We start from the raw sequence: 17,570 nt of genomic DNA, 5'->3' as shown, positions 1-17,570 counted from the left end.
GACGCTAACTAAACACTTAACACTTAGCACTTAACACTTAACACTATGCATCTGCTTCCCGAGCTCTTCGAAAAGAACCGTCAATGGGCGGCGTCGCGCGTCGCGAACGATCCGGAGTTTTTCGCGCGCCTGTCCGGCCTGCAGGCGCCCCCCTACCTGTGGATCGGCTGCTCGGACAGCCGTGTGCCCGCCAACGAGATCGTGGGCCTGCTGCCGGGCGAGATGTTCGTCCATCGCAACGTCGCGAACGTGGTGGTGCACACCGACCTCAACTGTCTGGCGGCCGTGCAGTACGCGGTCGACGTGCTCAAGGTGAGCCACGTCATGGTGGTCGGCCATTACGGCTGCGGCGGCGTGCGCGCGGCGCTCGAGCGCAACAAGCTCGGCCTCATCGACAACTGGCTGCGCCACGTGCAGGACGTGCGCTCCGCCCACCGCGAGCTCGTCGACACCGTGCGCGATCCGGTGGGCCGGGTGGACCGCCTCTGCGAGCTCAACGCGCTGGAGCAGGCGGTGAATCTGTGCGAGACGACCATCGTGCTCGATGCGTGGGCGCGCGGGCAGCCGCTCGCGGTGCACGCGTGGTGTTACGGCATCGAGGACGGCCTCCTGCGCGACCTGGGCTACGCGGTCGACGATCCGGCGAGCATACGCCCCGCCTTCGACGCCGCGCTCGCGGAGGTCGCCGCGAGGCCCGACGGCGCGGCGCGCCGCCCGTGAGCGTCTCTTGGCGCGGCTGATCCTCAAGGCGGGACGCGAGAAGTCGCTCAAACGCCGCCACCCGTGGGTGTTCTCCGGCGCGGTGGCCAAGGTCGAAGGCGAAGCAAAGGCAGGCGATACGATCGAAGTGCGCTCCGCCGACGGCGAATGGCTCGCGCTCGCTGCCTACAGCCCGCATTCGCAGATACGCGCGCGCGCCTGGACGTTCAGCGAGGCGGAGATCGACGCGAGCTTCTTCACGCGCCGGGTCGAAGACGCCGCGAACGCGCGCACCGCGCTGGGCATCGACGGCGCGAGCAGCGGCATGCGCCTCATCCACGGCGAAGCCGACGGGCTTCCGGGCGTGATCGCCGACCGCTATGGCGAGACCGCGGTGGTGCAGCTCCTCTCGGCCGGCGCCGATCGCTGGCGCGACGAGATCGCCGACGCGCTCTGCGGCCTGCCCGGCGTCGAGCGCGTCTGGGAGCGTTCCGACGCCGACGCGCGCGAGCTCGAAGGGCTCAAGCCGAAGAGCGGGCTGCTGCGCGGCAAGCCGCTGCCGCACGCGCCGGTGATCGAAGAGCACGGCCTGAAGTTCAAGGTCGAGGTCGACGCCGGCCACAAGACCGGTTTCTATCTCGACCAGCGCGACAACCGCGTGCTGCTGCGCCATCTCGCGGCGGATAAGGACGTGCTCGACTGCTTCTCGTACACCGGCGGCTTCACGTTGAATGCGCTCCTCGGCGGCGCCGCTTCGGTGACGGCGGTCGACAGCTCGGGCCTCGCGCTCGACGCCGCGCGCGCGAACGTCGCGCTCAACGGCCTGCGCGATGCGCAGTGGATCGAAGCCGACGTCTTCCAGACGCTGCGCAAGCTGCGCGACCAGGGCAAGACCTACGACGTGATCGTGCTCGATCCGCCCAAGCTCGCGCCGACCGCGGCGCACGCCGAGCGCGCGGCGCGAGCGTACAAGGACATCAACCTCTTCGCGTTCAAGATGCTCAAGCCCGGCGGGCACCTGATGACGTATTCCTGCTCGGGCGGCGTCTCGGCCGATCTCTTCCAGAAGATCGTCGCCGGCGCCGCGCTCGATGCCAAAGTGGGCGTGCGCATCGAGCGATGGCTGCATGCCGCGCCCGATCACCCGGTGGCGCTGCACTTCCCGGAGAGCGAGTACTTGAAAGGGTTGCTCTGCCGCGTTGCCTGCTAGCTGTCATTGCGACGAGCAAGGCGACGAAGCAATCCCGGAGCGTCCGCTTCCGTGCGCCACGGGATCGCGTCGGCGTTCCTGCGGAGCCGCCTCGCGATGACCTACACACCGAGCCGCTTGAGATTTAGAAACTCTCTGCGAGTCTTCGGCCCGTAGGTGAGGTAGTGCGGCTCCGGACGCTCGGCATACGCCAGCCGCTCGCGCGCGATCGCGTCGCGCTGCGTGTACTTCTTCACTTCCGCGGCGCTCAATCCGTATACCTTCGCCGCGTTCAGCCCGAAGATCTTCGCGCGCAGTGTAGGTGTGATCTCGGCGTAGTCATGCTTGTCGCGCAGCTCGCGCGCAATCTGGAAGGTGCGGAACGCCTGGATCTGGTCCTGCGGCGAGCCGTACCAGATCGAGTCGGTGCCCCACAGCACGTTGTCTTCGCCGCAGTGCCTGATGAGCTTGCCCAGGGCGTGCGCGGCCTGCGTCGGTTCGCGCATGAGGAAGCGCCACGTGCTGCCGACCTCGGCGTAGACGTTCGAGCCGGGTTTCACGCCGTTATCCACGAGCGAGCGGATCAGCGTGTCGATGCCGTCGCGCTTCGCGGCGTGGTCGTACGGCCGTTCCGTCACGCCGGTGACGAAGCCCGAGTGGTAGATGAGGAAGTTCACGTCGGGGAAGCGCTTCGCGACGACGCCGATGTCGCTGCACTGGCTGTGCTCGTACGAGCGCTTGCCGAACGGCAGTCCCTTGTGCACGCAGATGTTCTTCACGCCCAGGCGCCGCGCTTTCTCGATGAAGCGTGTCCCGGCGTCGTCCGACAGAAAATAGCCGCGGCCGTCCGGTCCCCATTGCGTGTAGGTCTTCCACGCCGCGATCCCCCAGCGCTCCTTGAGCTCGTCCATCGCTTCGACGTCGCCGCGCTGGTTCGGGTTGACTCGCCCGTGGACCAGCAGCCGGTGCGTGCCCTGCAGCTTGTCGACGATGCGGCGCACCGCGTCGGCCGCCTGTATCGTCACCGGCTCGGCGTCGCGCGTCGACGGCACGAACGACAGCACCATCATGTCGGTGTCGCTGTCGAGAAAGACGTCTTTGACGAACTCGTCGGGCCCGAGGCACGCGAGATGAGCGTGAGGCCCCGGCTTCTTTCCGAGCTCGCAGGCCGCCTTGGGCGACCACTTGAACGCGTCCTCGGGCGCGCTCCTGACCCATGCGCCGGTCGGGTCGACGAAGTGGCCCTGCACGTCGAAGATGAGCTCGCCTTTGCCGCCGAGCGACTCGCGCGCGAGATCGAGGTCGAGCGCGGCGTCGCGCGGCACGTCGAAGAAACCGCCGGCATCCCCTCCCGCCGCGCGCGCCGAGTTGAACGCGAGGAGCGTGCTCGCGGCGCCGCACGCGGATACGAGGAAGTCGCGCCGTGTAAGCCCCAGGCGCTTCGCGTGCGCGCCCGCATCGGCGTGCGCCTGCCGGTTCGCCGCCACGTCCGCCCGCGTGAGCGGCACCGGCGCGAACTCGCCGTTGGAGGTAGTATCGAGCTTGATCGGAAGACGGGCACCTTCGGGGTCGACACGCTCATTCACAGAGGCACCTCATGATCACGGCCGAGATTCCTTACACGGTAGAGACGGGCGAGAAGCTCGTCAACGAGACGTTCGGACCGGGCAATATCCGCCGCCGCACCCAGGGTGCCTGGGAGAAGCGCACGATGAGCGTGGCGGACGGGCGCGCGTCGGAGCTCGACTTCGAGAAGAACGGCTTCGTGCTCGTGCCCGCGCCGACGCGGGTCGAGAGCTTCTTCGACGAGCACCAGTTGAAGAACGTCTACTATCGCGAAGCCGAGCAGCTCATCAAGGACATCTCGGGTGCTGCGCGCGTGGTGATCTTCGATCACACGCTGCGCTCGGGCGACGAGTCGGAGCGCGAGGAGAAGCTCGTGCGCGAGCCGGTGCTCTCCGCGCACAACGATTACACCGAGTGGTCGGGTCCGCAGCGCGTGCGCGAGATCCTGCCCGATGAAGCGGACGCCCTGTTGCAGCGGCGCTTCGCGATCGTGCAGGTCTGGCGCGCGATCAACCAGCCGATCGAAACGAATCCGCTCGCGCTCGCCGACGCGCGATCGGTCAGCATGGACGATCTCCTCGTGTCCGAGCGGCGCTACCCGCACCGCGTCGGCCAGACGTATCGCCTCAAGCACAACCCCGCTCATCGCTGGGTCTACTTCCCCCGCATGCGGCGCGACGAAGCGATCGTGTTCAAGGTCTACGACTCGGCGACCGACGGCCGCGCGCGCTTCACGCCGCACACGTCGTTCGACGATCCCACCACGCGCGCCGGAGCGCCGGCGCGGCAGAGCATCGAGATCCGGGCGTTCGCGTTTTTTTGAACGTCACCCGACCAGCTCGGTGTCCTCGTGGCTGTAGGCGGGCGCGCAGGCACACAGAATCCTGAGCGGCCCGTCGCCGCTGTTCTCGACGCAGTGCGCGGTGCCCGGCGGAATACAGACCGTGTCGCCGGCGTTGACCTCGAAGCGCTCGCCGCCGAGCGTCATCACTCCCCTCCCTTGCGTGAAGTGATAGATCTCCTCGGTCGCCCCGTGCCGGTGAAGCTCGGTCCGGGCGCCCGGCGACACCATGGCCTCGGCGAGGCTCACGTTGCGATTGCCGTGCACCGCCGGGTGCATGAGCTCGCGGATCTCGGAGCGGTCCTTGGTCACGTAGGGTTCGACTTCGGCAAGGCGCGTCTTCATGTGTAGAAACTGTGAAGGAAGGTTGGGTTCTTGCATGTTACGCGGCCTCGCATCCGGCGTGCCGCATACTGGAATGCTGTTCTATACTCGCCCGCAATGACGACGCAGCCCATGCCGACCGCACCCGCCGCCACGGTCGATCCCGATCAGGCACAGCCGCTCGATTTCGAGCGCCTGCCGCCGCACGTGCTGGTGAATGCCCAGCTCGCCGAGCTCGACAGGCTCGGTATCGCCAATCTTTATTTCCGTCCCCACGAAGGCGTGAGCAGCAGCACGCTCACGATCGACGGCCGCGAGTACATCAATTACTCCGGATACAACTATCTCGGTCTTGCGGGGCACCCGGAAGTCTCCGCCGCCGCGAAAGCCGCGATCGACCGCTACGGCACCACGGTGTCGGCGAGCCGCTTCGCGTCGGGCGAGATCCCGCTGCACGGCGAGCTCGAGCGCGAGATCGCGGATCTCATCGGCACCGAGGACAGCCTGGTCTTCGTCAGCGGTTACGGCACCAATGTGTCGACCATCGGCCATCTCTTCGACGGCCGCGATCTCATCGTCCACGACGAGCTCATCCACAACAGCGCACGCCTCGGCGGCGTGATGTCCGGCGCCAAGCGCTTCGTCTTTCCCCATAACGATTTCGACGTCCTCGACAAGATCCTGAGCGATCACCGCGGACGATTCAGGCGCGCGCTGATCGTGGTGGAAGGCGCTTACAGCATGGACGGCGACGTGCCCGACCTGCCCCGCATCGTCGCGATCCGCCGCAAGCACCGCGCGCTGCTGATGGTCGACGAAGCGCATTCGATCGGCGTGCTCGGCGCGCGCGGCGGCGGCATACGCGAGCACTTCGGCCTCGATCCGACCGACGTCGACATCTGGATGGGCACGCTCTCCAAGACCTTCTCGGCGAGCGGCGGCTATATCGCGGGGAGCGCGGCGCTCATCAAGGGGCTGAAGTACACCGCCGGCGGTTTCGTCTACAGCGTCGGCCTCTCGCCGCCGGACACCGCCGCCGCGCTCGCGGCGGTGCGCATCATGCGGCGCGAGCCCGAGCGCGTCACCCAGTTGAGAAGCCGCATCGCGCTCTTCGTCAAGCTCGCGCGCGAAGCCGGTCTCGACACCGGCACCAGCGAGAGCGCGGTGGTGCCGGTCGTCACCGGGGCATCGCTGCTCGCGCTGCGTCTCGCGGACGCCCTGTTCAAGCGCGGCATCAATGTCCATCCGATCCTCTACCCCGCGGTCCCCGACGCGAGCGCGAGGCTCCGGTTCTTCCTGACCGCCAGCCACACCGAGGCGCAGATCGCTGCGACGATCGCGCACATCGTCGCAGCGCTCGCGGAGCTGCGCGAGCCGCTCGAGTCACCCGTCTTCGCCTCCGCAGCCCGGTAGTGAGAGCGCACGCGCTGATCACCGGCGGTTCGAGCGGGATCGGCTATGCCGTGGCACGCCGCCTTGCGCGCGAAGGCATGAGCGTGTCGCTGATCGCGCGCGGCGAAGCGCGGCTGCGCGAGGCGCGCGACGCGCTGCTTCGAGACGGCGCCGCGGGCGAGGTCCTGACGATCGCCGCCGACGTATCCGTGCGCGAAGAGGCGCAGCGCGCGGTCGCGGACGCCGCCGCGGCGCTCGGCCCGCCCACGCTCGTCGTCACGTCCGCGGGCATCGCGGTGCCCGGTTATTTCGAGGACGTGCCGGTCGACGTGTTCGAGCGCACGATGGCGGTCAACTATCTGGGCACGGTGTACGTCGTCAAGGCCGCCGTGCCGCTCATGAAAGGCGCGGGCGGGCGCATCGTCATGATCTCCTCGGGCGCGGGTCTCATCGGGCTCTTCGGCTATACTCCGTACAGCCCCACGAAGTTCGCGCTGCGCGGTTTCGCCGAGGCGCTGCACGCGGAGCTTCGCCATCAAGGCATCGGCATCTCGATCGCCTATCCACCCGACACCGACACGCCGCAGTTGATCGAGGAAGAGAAGACCAAGCCCGCCGAGACGCGCATGATGACGGCGCGCGCCGGCGTCTGGAGCGCGGACGCCGTGGCGGAGCGGATCCTGAAAGGCGCCGGGCGCGGCGCGTTTGCAATCACCCCGGGTTTCGAGCTCACCGCGCTGTATCGCTTCGGAAGCGTGATCGCGCCGCTCGTGCAATGGAGCTGGGCGAGGGACGTCGCGCGCATGCGGCGCGCGGGCGAGCTCGCCCCCGACAAGTAAGAAGACATGATCAAGCTAGCCATAGCCGGCGTAGGCAACTGCGCCAGCGCGCTCGTGCAGGCGCTCGGCGCCGCGCGCAAAGGACCGCTCGAAGGATTGATGCGCGAGCGGGTGGGACGCTACGGCGTCGCGGACATCGAGGTCGTCGCGGCGTTCGACATCGACGAGCGCAAGGTCGGCAAGACCCTCGGCGACGCGGTCGTCGCCAAGCCCAATTGCGTGCAGACGCTCGAAGCCGACCTGTCGGGGATGCGCGCGCGCGTGCAGATGGGACCGGTGCTCGACGGCGTCGCGCCGCACATGCTCGAGTACGCGGACGACGAATCGTTCAGGCCGTCCTCGGAAAAACCGGTCGACGTCGCCGCGGTGCTGCGCGCCTCGGGCGCCGAGATCCTGGTGTGCTATCTGCCGGTCGGCTCCACGCAGGCGGTCGAGCATTACGCGCAAGCCTGCCTCGACGCGCACGTCGCGCTCGTCAATTGTGTGCCGGTGTTCATCGCGTCCGACGAGCGCTGGGCGAGCCGCTTCGCGGCGGCGGGCCTGCCGATCGTCGGCGACGACATCAAGAGCCAGCTCGGCGCGACCATCCTCCACCGCACGATCGCCTCGCTCTTCGACATGCGCGGCATCTCGATCGAGCGCACCTACCAGCTCAACACCGGCGGCAACACCGACTTCCTGAACATGCTCGCGCGCGAGCGCCTCACCTCCAAGAAGAAGTCGAAGACCCAGTCGGTGCAGTCGGTGCTGGACGAGCCGATTCCCGCGCGCGACGTGCACATCGGGCCGTCCGATTACGTGCCGTGGCAGAAGGACAACAAGGTCGCGTTCATCCGCATGGAAGGCCGCGGCCTCGGCGGCGCGCCCGTCGAGCTCGAGATGCGTCTTTCGGTGCAGGATTCGCCGAACAGCGCGGGGGTCGTGCTCGACGCGATCCGCTGCGCGAAGCTCGCGCTCGACGCCGACGTCTCGGGCGCGCTGATCGCGCCGTCGGCGGCGTTCATGAAATCGCCGCCGCGGCAGGCGCCGGACTTCGAGGCGCAGGCGATGTGCGATGCGTTCATCGCGAAGCATGCCTAGAACGTTCTGGAGCCGAGCCGCTTTAGGCTTCGTGGTCCTCGCCGCTTTCGACGCGGTCCTGCTCGGCTACGCCTGGTGGAACTTCGCCCACGCGCGCCCCGAATACTTCGCGACCGAGTGGCCGACGTTCAGCCGCGTGCTGACGCTGCACCTGGTGGTCTATTCGTGGCTCGCGGGGATCGCCGGCGCGGGATTGTTCGCCGGCTGCCTCGCGATCGCGGCGATGCAATTCGGCCGGCTGCGTTCCGCGGCGAGCGCCCGCGGCGTGCTGCTCGCCAAGGCGGTCGCGGCGGTACTGGCGGCGCCGCTCGGCATCGTCCACTTCTTCCACGTGTCGGTGACGCTGTCGATCGACAACGACCTGCACATGGCGTTGTCGTACGCGTTCTTCTTCGGCATGACGATACTCATCAGCGTCGACGTCGCGCTGTCGGCGATCGCGCGGCGCGCGGGCGCGCGTGACGTTTCGACCCGGCGCGCTCACACGCGAGCCGGGCTCGCGGTCGTCGGTGCCGCGGTGGTTTTCCTCGCCACGTTCATCCTGAAGGACGCCGCGTGGAATCCGTGGCAGGGCGCGACCCAGAAAGTCTTCGTCGTCGCCGAAGCGGCGTGGGTGGTGCTGTCGCACGTCTACGCGCTGATGTACGTCGCGCCGCTCCGCGCGCATTTCGCGGCGGCGCCGCTCTCGGCCGCCTCCGTGACGGCCTACGCGCGCACGGGCATCCTGCTCCTCGCCGCGCTCGCCGCGATGAACGGCGCACATGACGCGCAGGCGGCCCAGCCCGCGGCCGCAGGCGCCGCGATCGGCGGTACGGGACGCATCCAGCCCGCCGGCGGCGTGATCGTGGTCGCGGCGCCGCCGGGACGCAGCGTCGAGCAGGTGCTGGTGAAGGAGGGCGAGCGCGTGAAGAAAGGCGCGCTCCTGCTGACACTCGCCGACCAGTCGGTGCGCACGCTCGAGCGCGACCTCGCCGCCGAGCGCGTGCGCAACGCCGAGCGCCAGGCGGTCGAGCGCCGCAAGGCCGCGGAGCTCGAGATGCAGACCGCGAAGCTCACGCACGCGCAGGCGAGCGCAGACGTCGCGGCGATCAGGGATCTCGACGAGCGCACCTTTCCCGCACGCGAGCGCCGCACGCGCGAGAACGCGCTGGCGCAGGCCAAGGTCTCGCTCGAAGCCGCGGCGGTGAAGCTCGAAGACGCGAAAAAGTCCGCCGACGCCGAGCTGCGCATGGCGCGCACCCAGCTCAAGCTCGCCGAAGCCTCGCTCGCGGCGACGCGCATCACCGCGCCCGCCGACGCGAGCGTGCTCGAAGTGCACGTGCGGCCCGGCTCCAGCGGCGGCGGCCCCGCGATCACGCTCGCCGACACCAGCCGCATGTACGTCGTCGCCGATTTCTTCGAAGGCGACCTGCCCAAGCTCGCGACCGGCCAGCGCGTGAAAGTCGCGAACAGCGCGCTGGGCGCGACGCTCGAAGGCGCGATCGAGCGCATCGGCCGCGTCATCGATCCGGTGAACCGCCTCGCCAAGGTCTGGGTGAAGCTCGACAAACCCGCGCCGGCCGACCGCTACATCGGCATGCAGGTCGACGTGAAAGTGGAACCGAGGAGCTAGGGAGCCTTATGCTGCGCTCGTGCATCGCGTTCGCGTGGCTCAACCTCGCGCGCGGGGACCGCACGAGAGTCGCGGTCGCGATCGGCGGGGCGACGGTGGCGATCTTCATCGTGCTCCTGCATCTCGGCTTCCTGCGCGCGGTCGAGCACAAGGCGACGCAGGTGTTCGGCCTGTTCGACGCCGAAGTGGTGCTCGTTTCCGACCGCTACCAGTTCCTGTACCGCACCGGCGACTTCCCCGCCGCGCGATTGCGGCAGGCGCTCTCCGTGGAGGGCGTTGCCGACGCCGCCGCGGTGCGCCTCTCCGCGAGCCGCTGGCTCGCGACCGACAACGGCGACCAGTCGAGCCTGTTCCTGATCGGGCTCGATCCCAAGCCGGACTTCATCGCCGACACCGAGCTTCGCCGCGCCGCTGCGGCGCTGGGCGCGCCGCGGCGCGCGCTCTTCGATGCGCTGTCCGATCCCGACGTGCCGCGCGTGAACGTCGGCGAGAGCGGACGCATCGGCGTGCAGCCCGCGCTCGTCGCAGGCACGTATCGACTCGGCCTGCCGATGTACGCCTCGGCGACCGCCGTCGTCGCCAACGGCGATTTCAGCCTGTATTCGGGGGACGATCCGCAGCGCATCCAGCTCGGGCTGGTGAAGCTCGCGCCGGGCGCCGATGCGCAGAAGGTCGTCACCGCGCTGAAGTCCGCGCTGCCGGACGACGTGCGCGCGATGACGCGCACCGCGCTGATGGCGCAGGAAGCGCGTTACTTCGTCGAGGTGAAACCGCTGGGCATCATGATGCGAACCGGGCTCGCCATCGGGCTCATCGTCGGCGCGGTCGCGCTGTTCCAGGTGATGTCGGCGCAGATCGAGGCGCGGGTGCGCGACTTCGCGGTGCTGCGCGCGACCGGCTTTCCGGCGGGCTACACCTACGCCATCGGCGGGTGGCAGCTCGCGCTGCTCGGCGGCGGCTCGTTCGCGCTCGCGTGGCTCCTGGTGTGGCCGGTGTTCGCGGTCGTCTCGGCCAAGAGCCATCTCTTCCTGCCGCTCGACGCCTGGCTGCTGGCCGGCGGCGTCGCGCTGTGCATTCCCATGATCGCTTCGGCCGCGCTGCCGCTCCTGCGCGCGACGCGCGCCGATCCGGCGAAGCTCTTCGCCCGCGCATGAAGACCCCGCTCGGATTGACGCTCGTGCTGCGCGACCGCGCGCGCGCCGCTTTCGCGATCGCGGGTATCGCGGTCGCGGTGCTGATCGCTTTCGTCGAGATGGGTTTCATGAACGGGGTGGTCGATTCGCACCTGCGCATCGTGGAGGCCGCGCGCGGCGATCTCGTTCTGCTCGACATGCACCGCAGCCATCTCAACAAATGGGACGACCTGCTCGCGATCCGCGTGCCGCAGATCCGCGCGGTCGAAGGCGTGGCGAGCGTGTCGCCGGTGTACCAGGCGGGCATGACTTTCCGCGGCGCGCGTGAAGAAGCCGACCATCGCATCATCGTCTTCGCCTTCCCGCCCGATGACCCGCCGCTCGATCTCGGGTGGAGCGAGGACACGCTCGCGCTGCTGCGCCGCCCCGGCACGGTGCTGATGGACAGCCTGTCGCGCTCGATCTACGGCGAGCTTCACGAGGGACAGGACGTGTGGCTCGACGACAAGCCGATGCGTCTCGGCGGCTTCGTCGAGCTCGGCCCGACGATGGTCATCGACGGCGCGCTCGCGATGTCCGAGGCGACCTACCGCACGCTCGAGCCGGACGGCGGTCCGGAGATGGCGATCGTGCGTGTCGCGCAAGGCGCCGATCCGTTACGCGTGAAAGCGGCGATCGAGGCGCGCGCCGGCCCCGAGGTCGAGGTCTATACCAAGCGCGCGCTCGCCGACCGCGAGAGCGCCTATCTCATGCGCGTCGCGCCGCTCGGCCTGCTGTTCGGCGCCGGCATGGCGGCGGGACTCTTCGTCGGCATGGTCATCTGCTACCAGGTGTTGTACGTCGCGGTGAGAAGACGGCTCGAGGCCTACGCGACGCTCAAGGCGATGGGCTTTTCGAACCTGTTCGTGCTGCGCACGGTGCTCCAGCAGGCGTGGGCGCTGGGCGCCGGCGGTTACGTCGTCGGCCTGGCGTGTGCGGTCTATGCGTATCGCGCCCTGGCGGGGCACACCGGGCTCCTGGTGGAGCTCAACGTCGCGAGGGCCGCGGCCGTCGCGGCCGCGTGCCTCGCCGCGTGCACCCTCGCGGGGGCGCTGGCGGCGTTTCGCGCGATGCGCGCACCGCCCGCGGAGCTCTTCTGATGTCGGACGCCGCGATCCCGTTCGCCCGCACCCCGCGCGTGCTCGTCCGCGAGGTCACCCACCGCTATCACGCGGACGCGGCTATCCCGCCGGTGCTCGACGGCATCGATCTCACGCTCTTCCCCGGGGAGTTCGTGATGCTGCGCGGCCCGACCGGCTCGGGCAAGACGACGCTGATGACGCTGATCGGCGCGCTGCGCCATCACCAGCACGGCACCATCGAGGTCCTTGGACGCAAGCTCGACGGCGCGTCGCAGAAAGCGCTGACCGAGCTGCGGCGCGAGATCGGCTTCATCTTCCAGGACCACCACCTCTTCGACGCACTCACTCCGCGCGAGACCCTCAAGCTCGCGATGGAGCTGAGGCGCGATCGTTATACGAAGCGCGATTACGAAGAGCGCCCGATCGAGTGGCTGCGCCGCATGGGCCTGGGTGCACGCATCAACAACCGGCCGGCCGCGCTGTCGACCGGCCAGCGGCAGCTGGTCGCGGTGTGCCGCGCGCTCATCAACGAGCCGCTGCTCATCCTCGCCGACGAGCCCACCGCTTCGCTCGACGCCGCATCGGCCGAGGTCGCGCTCGCCGCGCTGCGCGAAGCGGTGCGCGAGCGCGGCGCCACGGTGCTCATGATCACCCACGACAGCCGCCAGCTCGCGCACGCCGATCGCGTGGTGAGCCTGCTCGACGGACGGGTCGAATCGGTCCAGGCGACGGGCTCGCGGCGGGCAGGGTCGGTGTAAGCATGCATGTCTGACGCCGACCTCGTCCTCGGCATCGATCTCGGCACTTCGGCGGTCAAGGCGGCGCTGTTCGACGCGCAAGGCGCGGTGCACGCGACCGCGCGCGCGGCGTACGAGACGCGCTTTCCCGCGCCGGGCCATGCCGAGCAGGATCCGCACGACTGGTGGCACGCGCTCGGTACGACCGTGCGCGAGCTCGCTTCAGCGGTCGAAGGCGGTGCGCACCGCATCAAAGGCCTCGGCATCGCCGCGCAGATGTGCGGCGGCGTCGCGGTCGACGCGGCCGGTGAGCCGCTGCACCCGTGCCTCATCTGGCTCGACACGCGCTCGGCCGGCATCGCGCGCGAGATCACGAGCGGCACGATACGCATCGAAGGGTACGGCCTGCTGCGCCTGCTCGGCTGGTTGCGGCTCGCCAACGGCGCGCCCAACCTCGACGGGCGCGACACCCTGTCCAAGCTGTTGTGGCTGAAACGGCATCTCGGCGGCGCGCCGGCGCGCTATCTCGACGTCAAGGACTGGCTGCTGCTGAAGCTCACCGGCCGCGCGGCGACTACGCCCGATGTCGCTCAGCTCACGTGGCTCATGGACAACCGCGTCGGCCGCCGCGACTGGTCGGATGGCTATCTCGATCGCTTCGGCCTCACGCGAGCGATGCTGCCCGAGATCGTCGAGTGCGCGGCGGTCGCGGGCGCGCTCACATCGGAGGCCGCGGCGCACCTGGGTTTGCGCGAAGGGCTGCCGGTCGCGGGCGGCGCCTCCGATCTCAATGCCGCCGCGCTGGCGGCGGGCGACCAGCGCGAAGGCGCCTACCACTTCTGCCTCGGCACCAGCTCGTGGTGGGGCGCGCACTCCAAACGGCGTCACGTCAGTCCGACGACCGGCATCGCGACGATGTGCGCCGCGCACCGCGATCGTTACCTCCTGGTCGCGGCGCAGGAGAGCGCCGGCGCGGCGGTGCGCTGGGCGGCTTCGACGTTCGGCTTCGAGGACGAGCGCGCGATCGACGCTGCCGCGGCCGAGGCATGCCCCGGCGCCGACACGCCGACGTTCGTGCCGTGGCTGTACGGCGAGCGCGTGCCGGTGAGCGTGCGCGAAGGGCGCGGCGGGCTCGCCGGCGCGTCGCTGCGCACCGATCGGCGGGACATCGCGTACGCGGTGCTCGCGGGTGTGGCGTTCAACGCGCGATGGGCGTACGAGTGCGCGCGGCGCTGCGTGGCCGCGAGCACGGCGGTAGTGCGGGTGACCGGCGGCGGCGCCACGAGCGCGGTATGGCGGCAGGTGCTGGCCGACGTCGTCGGTGTCCCCCTGCAGGCGGTGGAAGCGCCGGCGTACGCCGGCGCGCGCGGCGCGGCGATGACCGCGGCGACCGCCTGCGGCTGGTATGCGAGCCTCGACGAAGCCGCGACAATGGCGCGCTACGCCGACACGGCGCAGCCGGACCCGGCGCGCCGCGCGTGGGCCGACGAGCGATACCATCGCTACCTCGCGCTGGCCAGGCGCATCGCGCGCGACGCGAACAACGACTGAAGGACTGGAGATGCTCGACGGGCTGTATGCGCAGCGGATGAACCGCGTGTGGGATTACCTCGCGCGAGGCCTCGCCAGGAGCGGGCTCTCGCCGAACGCGATCACCGCCATCGGCCTCGTGCTCGTCGCCGCGGGCGCGGCGGCGTATCCGTTTCACCGCAACAGCCTCGTCTTCGGCGTATGGATTGCGCTCGCGTTCTCGTTCGACGCGCTCGACGGCGCGGTCGCGCGGCTCACCGGCAGGAGCTCGAAGTTCGGCGGCTATCTCGACGCGGTCGTCGACCGCTACCAGGAGCTCGCGGTGCTCGCGGCGATCGGGTGGGTGCACGACGCCTGGCCGCACGCGCTGCTCGTCGTCAGCGGCAGCTTCCTCACGAGCTACAACAAGGCGCGCGCCGCGATGGAGATCCCGATCGACAACGGCGACTGGCCCGATCTCGTCGAGCGCCTGGAGCGCATCCTCTTCGTGTGTGCGCTGCTGGTGATCGGCTACTGGGCGCCGGTGGTCGTTCCGTGGGGCCTCGTCGCGCTCGGCGTGCTGGCGCACGTCACCGCCGTGCAGCGCTTCTTCAGGGCGCGCTCGCGCATCGCCGGCGATGGCTGACATCGACCTCGTCTACACCTGGGTCGACGACCAGTGGCCCGGCTATATCGATCTGCTGCGCGCGCACGCCGGCGTGCACCACGACCTCAACCCGAACCGCACCCGCGACAATCTCGAGCTCATGCGCTACAGCCTGCGCTCGGTCGCGCGCTATATGCCGTGGGTGCGCAACGTCCACGTGCTGACCTGCCGGCCGCAGGTGCCGTCGTGGCTGAACGAAGACCACCCGCGCCTGCGCGTCACGCACCACGACGAGATCATGGAGCCGCGGATTTTGCCGACTTTCAGCTCGTTCGCGATCATCACGCATCTCACGCGGCTGCCGGGTCTGAGCCCGCGCTTCATCTACATCGAGGACGACATGCTGCTCGGCGCCCCGGTGACGATCGAAGACTTCGCCGACGAGCGCGGGCGCCTGCGCGTGTATCCGCGGCTGAAGCGCACCGCGCCTGCGCGGCTGCGCGACGATTCGAGCGTGTCGCCATGGAACGCGTCGCTCGCGCGCTGCAACCATCTGCTCGACGAGCGCTTCGGCCGGGCGCGCAGGCGCGCGGTCAACCACGTGCCGCTCCTCGTCGACTGCGAGCTGTGGAACGACATGCTCGCCGACTGGCCCGACGCGATCGAGCACACCCGCACCAGCCGCTTCAGGCGCGCGGGCAACGTCGCCCCCGAGTATCTCTACCCGCACTACGCGCTCGCGCGGCGCCGCGCGGTGGCGCAGACGCTGCGCACGACCTATCGCACGAGCTTCTACTTCCCGCTCGAGAACAGGCGCTGGCAGATGAAGCTGCAGCGGGTGGCCGCCGAGCGCCTGCGCCCGAAGTTCGTCACGATGAACGACAACTTCGACGCGAGCCCCGACGCGCGCGTCGTCAGTTACGTGCGGGGTATGCTCGAGCGCTGGTATCCGTCGCCGAGCCCGTTCGAGCTTCCGCCAGCAGGTGCGGCTCGTACAGCGCCAGAAATTCGGGAAGCCGCGCATTGACGTCGGAGCGCCACGCGCATTCCCGTCCCCACGCCGACAGCCCTTCCCGCAGCTCCGCCGAATCGAGCACCTGCGACAGGCGCTGCGCGAGGTCGTCGACGTCGCCGGGCTCGACCAGGCCCGCCGCGCCGACGCCCGTCAGCACGGTGCGATAGCCCTCGTTCGCCGCGGCCACGACCGGCAGGCCCGCCGCCATCGCTTCCGCGAGCACGAGCCCGTAGCTTTCGCCGTACGGCGAAGGCGCGCAGAAGAGGTCGGCCCGCGAGTACAGCGCGAGGCGCTCGGCGTCGGGCAGGGCACCGGTGAAGGTGACGCCGTCGGACACGCCGAGGCGCGCGGCGAGCGCGTGCGCTTCACCGCGCTGCTCGCCGTCGCCGCAAACCACCAGGCGCACGGCGGGATGCGACTGCTTCACGCGCGCAAAGGCCTCGATCAGCAGCAGCACGCCTTTGCGCGGCTCGAGGCGGCCGACGAAGAGGATCGTCGGGCCGCCTGCGCCTTCGCGCGTCAGGGCCGCATAGGGCGCGAGGTCGATGCAGGCCGGCAGCAGCACGCGCCAGCTGCGGCCGCTGGTGCGCAGGTGCTTTGCCGGCGCACTCGATACCGCGATCATGACGTCGAGCCCGCGCGACAGGCGGCGGCTCATGAGCGCGAACGCCGCGCGGGTTACCGCGCCGGAGAGTCCCGGCGGCGGAGTGTCGTGGAACGTCGCGACCGAATGCGTCGCGGGCTGGCGGCGAAAGATCTGCCACGGCACGAAAGGCGTCCAGATGGTGTGGAAGTGCGCCACGTCGAAGCGGCGAGAGCCGAGCTTCGCCAACTCGCTGCGTGACGCCCAGGTCACTTCGAAGCGCGTGCCGTGCATCCCCCACTCGCGTGCGCGCCCGATGCGCAGCAGCTCCACGTTCGGATCGAGCGCGGAAGGTTCGGCGCCGGCGGGCGCGACCACGGTCACCTCGTGCCCCGCACGCGCGAGCGCGGTCGAGAGATCGACGATGTGGCGCTGCACGCCGCCCGGCCGCGCGATGTCGTAGGGACAGACCTGCAGCACCTTCATGCGAGGCGCTTCCATACCGCGGCTTGCGTCTGCACGAAATCGCCGAGCGAATACACGACGAGCCACGCGATCGCCCAGTCGAGACGCCCGAGCGCGCCCAGGACGAGCACCGCGACCGGCAGCAGGTGATCGAGACCGCTCAGGAACGCGGTCGCCACTTCACCGCCGCTGATGCCCGCCTGCGATTGCGGGCGGTCGGCGCCGTGCCCGCCGCCTTCGACGTACAGCCGGCACGCGCGCGCGAGGATGGCGACGAGCGCGCACGCGAGCCCCGCGACGACGCCGCCGTCGCCGCCGAGCGCGGCGATGCCCGACGCGTCGCGCGCAGCGTCCGCGGCGACGCCGGCCGCGGCGTAAAAGCCCGCGCGATAGGCGAGGTCGACCACGAAATCCAGATACGCGCCGCGCGCGGAGGAGCGACCGGTCACGCGCGCGAGATCGCCGTCGACGCAGTCGAGCACGCAGAACGCGATCGCCAGCACGCCGACCGTCACCCACGCCTGCGCCCCGGCCGCGGCCGCGACGAACGGCAGCGCGAGCGCGATCGCGAGGCCGAGCAGCGAGACCGCGGTGGGTGTGGCGCCGACCGCGGCGAAAAGCGGCGTGATCATCAGCGACACCGGGCGATACAGCACCGCGATCGCCCACTCGGTCTTGAGCTCGTTCGCCAGCCGCGGGCGATAAGCGGCGGCGACTTCAGCAACGGTGGGAAAGCGCCGGCTCATGTGAGGCTTGAAAATGGATTCCCGATCACTTCTGCTATCGCAGGTCGGGAATGACCAATCCCTGCCGGACGCGCCGCTTTCGTCATTCCCGCGCAGGCGGGAATCCATTTTG

The 17,570-nt window shown here is 69.7% G+C and carries 17 protein-coding genes; 13 read left to right on the top strand and 4 right to left on the bottom strand.

What is annotated here, in order from left to right; all coding sequences use genetic code 11:
- The first annotated feature begins 45 nt into the window (after positions 1-45).
- Positions 46-720 (top strand): carbonate dehydratase, encoded by a 675-nt coding sequence (gene can, locus VHP37_26690; GenBank protein HEX2829964.1) that lies wholly within the window; start codon positions 46-48, stop codon positions 718-720.
- A gap of 7 nt (positions 721-727) precedes the next feature.
- A complete protein-coding gene (locus VHP37_26685) occupies positions 728-1,909 on the top strand; it encodes a class I SAM-dependent methyltransferase (GenBank protein HEX2829963.1) in 1,182 nt (393 codons plus the stop codon).
- A 101-nt stretch (positions 1,910-2,010) separates the two neighbouring features.
- Here the strand turns inward: VHP37_26685 and VHP37_26680 are convergent, their stop codons facing one another.
- A complete protein-coding gene (locus VHP37_26680; protein ID HEX2829962.1) occupies positions 2,011-3,474 on the bottom strand; it encodes an amidohydrolase family protein in 1,464 nt (487 codons plus the stop codon).
- A gap of 11 nt (positions 3,475-3,485) precedes the next feature.
- Between VHP37_26680 and VHP37_26675 the strand changes: the two genes are divergently transcribed.
- Positions 3,486-4,277 carry a CmcJ/NvfI family oxidoreductase gene (locus VHP37_26675; GenBank protein HEX2829961.1) on the top strand — a complete coding sequence of 264 codons (792 nt, stop codon included), beginning with the start codon at positions 3,486-3,488 and terminating at the stop codon, positions 4,275-4,277.
- A 3-nt stretch (positions 4,278-4,280) separates the two neighbouring features.
- Here the strand turns inward: VHP37_26675 and VHP37_26670 are convergent, their stop codons facing one another.
- Positions 4,281-4,640, bottom strand: a complete 360-nt coding sequence (locus VHP37_26670; protein HEX2829960.1) for a cupin domain-containing protein — start codon at positions 4,638-4,640, stop codon at positions 4,281-4,283.
- 111 nt (positions 4,641-4,751) lie between these two features.
- On the opposite strand from VHP37_26670, the gene VHP37_26665 reads away from it, so the two are divergent.
- From VHP37_26665 to VHP37_26620, 10 genes are read left to right on the top strand one after another with little or no spacing between them, the layout of a single operon-like run.
- On the top strand, positions 4,752-6,032 hold the full coding sequence (locus VHP37_26665) for an aminotransferase class I/II-fold pyridoxal phosphate-dependent enzyme (protein HEX2829959.1): 1,281 nt from the start codon (positions 4,752-4,754) through the stop codon (positions 6,030-6,032).
- On the top strand, positions 6,032-6,850 hold the full coding sequence (locus VHP37_26660; protein ID HEX2829958.1) for an SDR family oxidoreductase: 819 nt from the start codon (positions 6,032-6,034) through the stop codon (positions 6,848-6,850). The genes VHP37_26665 and VHP37_26660 overlap by 1 nt, the downstream gene beginning before the upstream one ends.
- 6 nt (positions 6,851-6,856) lie before the next feature.
- Positions 6,857-7,930, top strand: a complete 1,074-nt coding sequence (locus tag VHP37_26655) for an inositol-3-phosphate synthase (GenBank protein HEX2829957.1) — start codon at positions 6,857-6,859, stop codon at positions 7,928-7,930.
- A complete protein-coding gene (locus VHP37_26650) occupies positions 7,923-9,542 on the top strand; it encodes an HlyD family efflux transporter periplasmic adaptor subunit (GenBank protein ID HEX2829956.1) in 1,620 nt (539 codons plus the stop codon). Before VHP37_26655 ends, VHP37_26650 begins: the two co-directional genes overlap by 8 nt.
- Positions 9,543-9,550: 8 nt before the next feature.
- Positions 9,551-10,696, top strand: a complete 1,146-nt coding sequence (locus tag VHP37_26645; protein ID HEX2829955.1) for an ABC transporter permease — start codon at positions 9,551-9,553, stop codon at positions 10,694-10,696.
- Positions 10,693-11,814, top strand: a complete 1,122-nt coding sequence (locus tag VHP37_26640; protein HEX2829954.1) for an ABC transporter permease — start codon at positions 10,693-10,695, stop codon at positions 11,812-11,814. The genes VHP37_26645 and VHP37_26640 overlap by 4 nt, the downstream gene beginning before the upstream one ends.
- Positions 11,814-12,554, top strand: coding sequence for an ABC transporter ATP-binding protein (locus VHP37_26635; protein HEX2829953.1), 741 nt, complete (start codon positions 11,814-11,816; stop codon positions 12,552-12,554). The genes VHP37_26640 and VHP37_26635 overlap by 1 nt, the downstream gene beginning before the upstream one ends.
- Positions 12,555-12,560: 6 nt before the next feature.
- Positions 12,561-14,084, top strand: coding sequence for an FGGY family carbohydrate kinase (locus VHP37_26630; protein HEX2829952.1), 1,524 nt, complete (start codon positions 12,561-12,563; stop codon positions 14,082-14,084).
- 10 nt (positions 14,085-14,094) lie between these two features.
- Entirely contained in the window at positions 14,095-14,688 is a 594-nt protein-coding gene (locus tag VHP37_26625; protein ID HEX2829951.1) for a CDP-alcohol phosphatidyltransferase family protein, read from the top strand.
- Positions 14,681-15,676, top strand: coding sequence for a stealth conserved region 3 domain-containing protein (locus VHP37_26620; GenBank protein ID HEX2829950.1), 996 nt, complete (start codon positions 14,681-14,683; stop codon positions 15,674-15,676). The genes VHP37_26625 and VHP37_26620 overlap by 8 nt, the downstream gene beginning before the upstream one ends.
- On the opposite strand, the gene VHP37_26615 is transcribed toward VHP37_26620, so the two are convergent.
- Both VHP37_26615 and VHP37_26610 read right to left on the bottom strand, forming a co-directional pair.
- Positions 15,564-16,733, bottom strand: a complete 1,170-nt coding sequence (locus VHP37_26615; GenBank protein ID HEX2829949.1) for a glycosyltransferase family 4 protein — start codon at positions 16,731-16,733, stop codon at positions 15,564-15,566. The genes VHP37_26620 and VHP37_26615 overlap by 113 nt on opposite strands.
- Entirely contained in the window at positions 16,730-17,458 is a 729-nt protein-coding gene (locus VHP37_26610; GenBank protein HEX2829948.1) for a CDP-alcohol phosphatidyltransferase family protein, read from the bottom strand. The genes VHP37_26615 and VHP37_26610 overlap by 4 nt, the downstream gene beginning before the upstream one ends.
- Positions 17,459-17,570: the final 112 nt, after the last annotated feature.

It is taken from the genome of Burkholderiales bacterium, from assembly GCA_036262035.1.
Classification (GTDB): Bacteria; Pseudomonadota; Gammaproteobacteria; order Burkholderiales; family SG8-41; genus JAQGMV01.
This window is presented reverse-complemented; position numbering and strand designations above follow the sequence as displayed.

Excerpts from the sequence above, each read along its gene's own strand:
- can (HEX2829964.1), top strand. The coding sequence starts at position 46 with ATGCATCTGCTTCCCGAGCTCTTCGAAAAGAACCGTCAATGGGCGGCG.
- VHP37_26675 (HEX2829961.1), top strand. The coding sequence starts at position 3,486 with ATGATCACGGCCGAGATTCCTTACACGGTAGAGACGGGCGAGAAGCTC.
- VHP37_26670 (HEX2829960.1), bottom strand. The coding sequence starts at position 4,640 with ATGAAGACGCGCCTTGCCGAAGTCGAACCCTACGTGACCAAGGACCGC.
- VHP37_26665 (HEX2829959.1), top strand. The coding sequence starts at position 4,752 with ATGCCGACCGCACCCGCCGCCACGGTCGATCCCGATCAGGCACAGCCG.
- VHP37_26655 (HEX2829957.1), top strand. The coding sequence starts at position 6,857 with ATGATCAAGCTAGCCATAGCCGGCGTAGGCAACTGCGCCAGCGCGCTC.
- VHP37_26650 (HEX2829956.1), top strand. The coding sequence starts at position 7,923 with ATGCCTAGAACGTTCTGGAGCCGAGCCGCTTTAGGCTTCGTGGTCCTC.
- VHP37_26645 (HEX2829955.1), top strand. The coding sequence starts at position 9,551 with ATGCTGCGCTCGTGCATCGCGTTCGCGTGGCTCAACCTCGCGCGCGGG.
- VHP37_26640 (HEX2829954.1), top strand. The coding sequence starts at position 10,693 with ATGAAGACCCCGCTCGGATTGACGCTCGTGCTGCGCGACCGCGCGCGC.
- VHP37_26635 (HEX2829953.1), top strand. The coding sequence starts at position 11,814 with ATGTCGGACGCCGCGATCCCGTTCGCCCGCACCCCGCGCGTGCTCGTC.
- VHP37_26630 (HEX2829952.1), top strand. The coding sequence starts at position 12,561 with ATGTCTGACGCCGACCTCGTCCTCGGCATCGATCTCGGCACTTCGGCG.
- VHP37_26625 (HEX2829951.1), top strand. The coding sequence starts at position 14,095 with ATGCTCGACGGGCTGTATGCGCAGCGGATGAACCGCGTGTGGGATTAC.
- VHP37_26620 (HEX2829950.1), top strand. The coding sequence starts at position 14,681 with ATGGCTGACATCGACCTCGTCTACACCTGGGTCGACGACCAGTGGCCC.
- VHP37_26615 (HEX2829949.1), bottom strand. The coding sequence starts at position 16,733 with ATGAAGGTGCTGCAGGTCTGTCCCTACGACATCGCGCGGCCGGGCGGC.
- VHP37_26610 (HEX2829948.1), bottom strand. The coding sequence starts at position 17,458 with ATGAGCCGGCGCTTTCCCACCGTTGCTGAAGTCGCCGCCGCTTATCGC.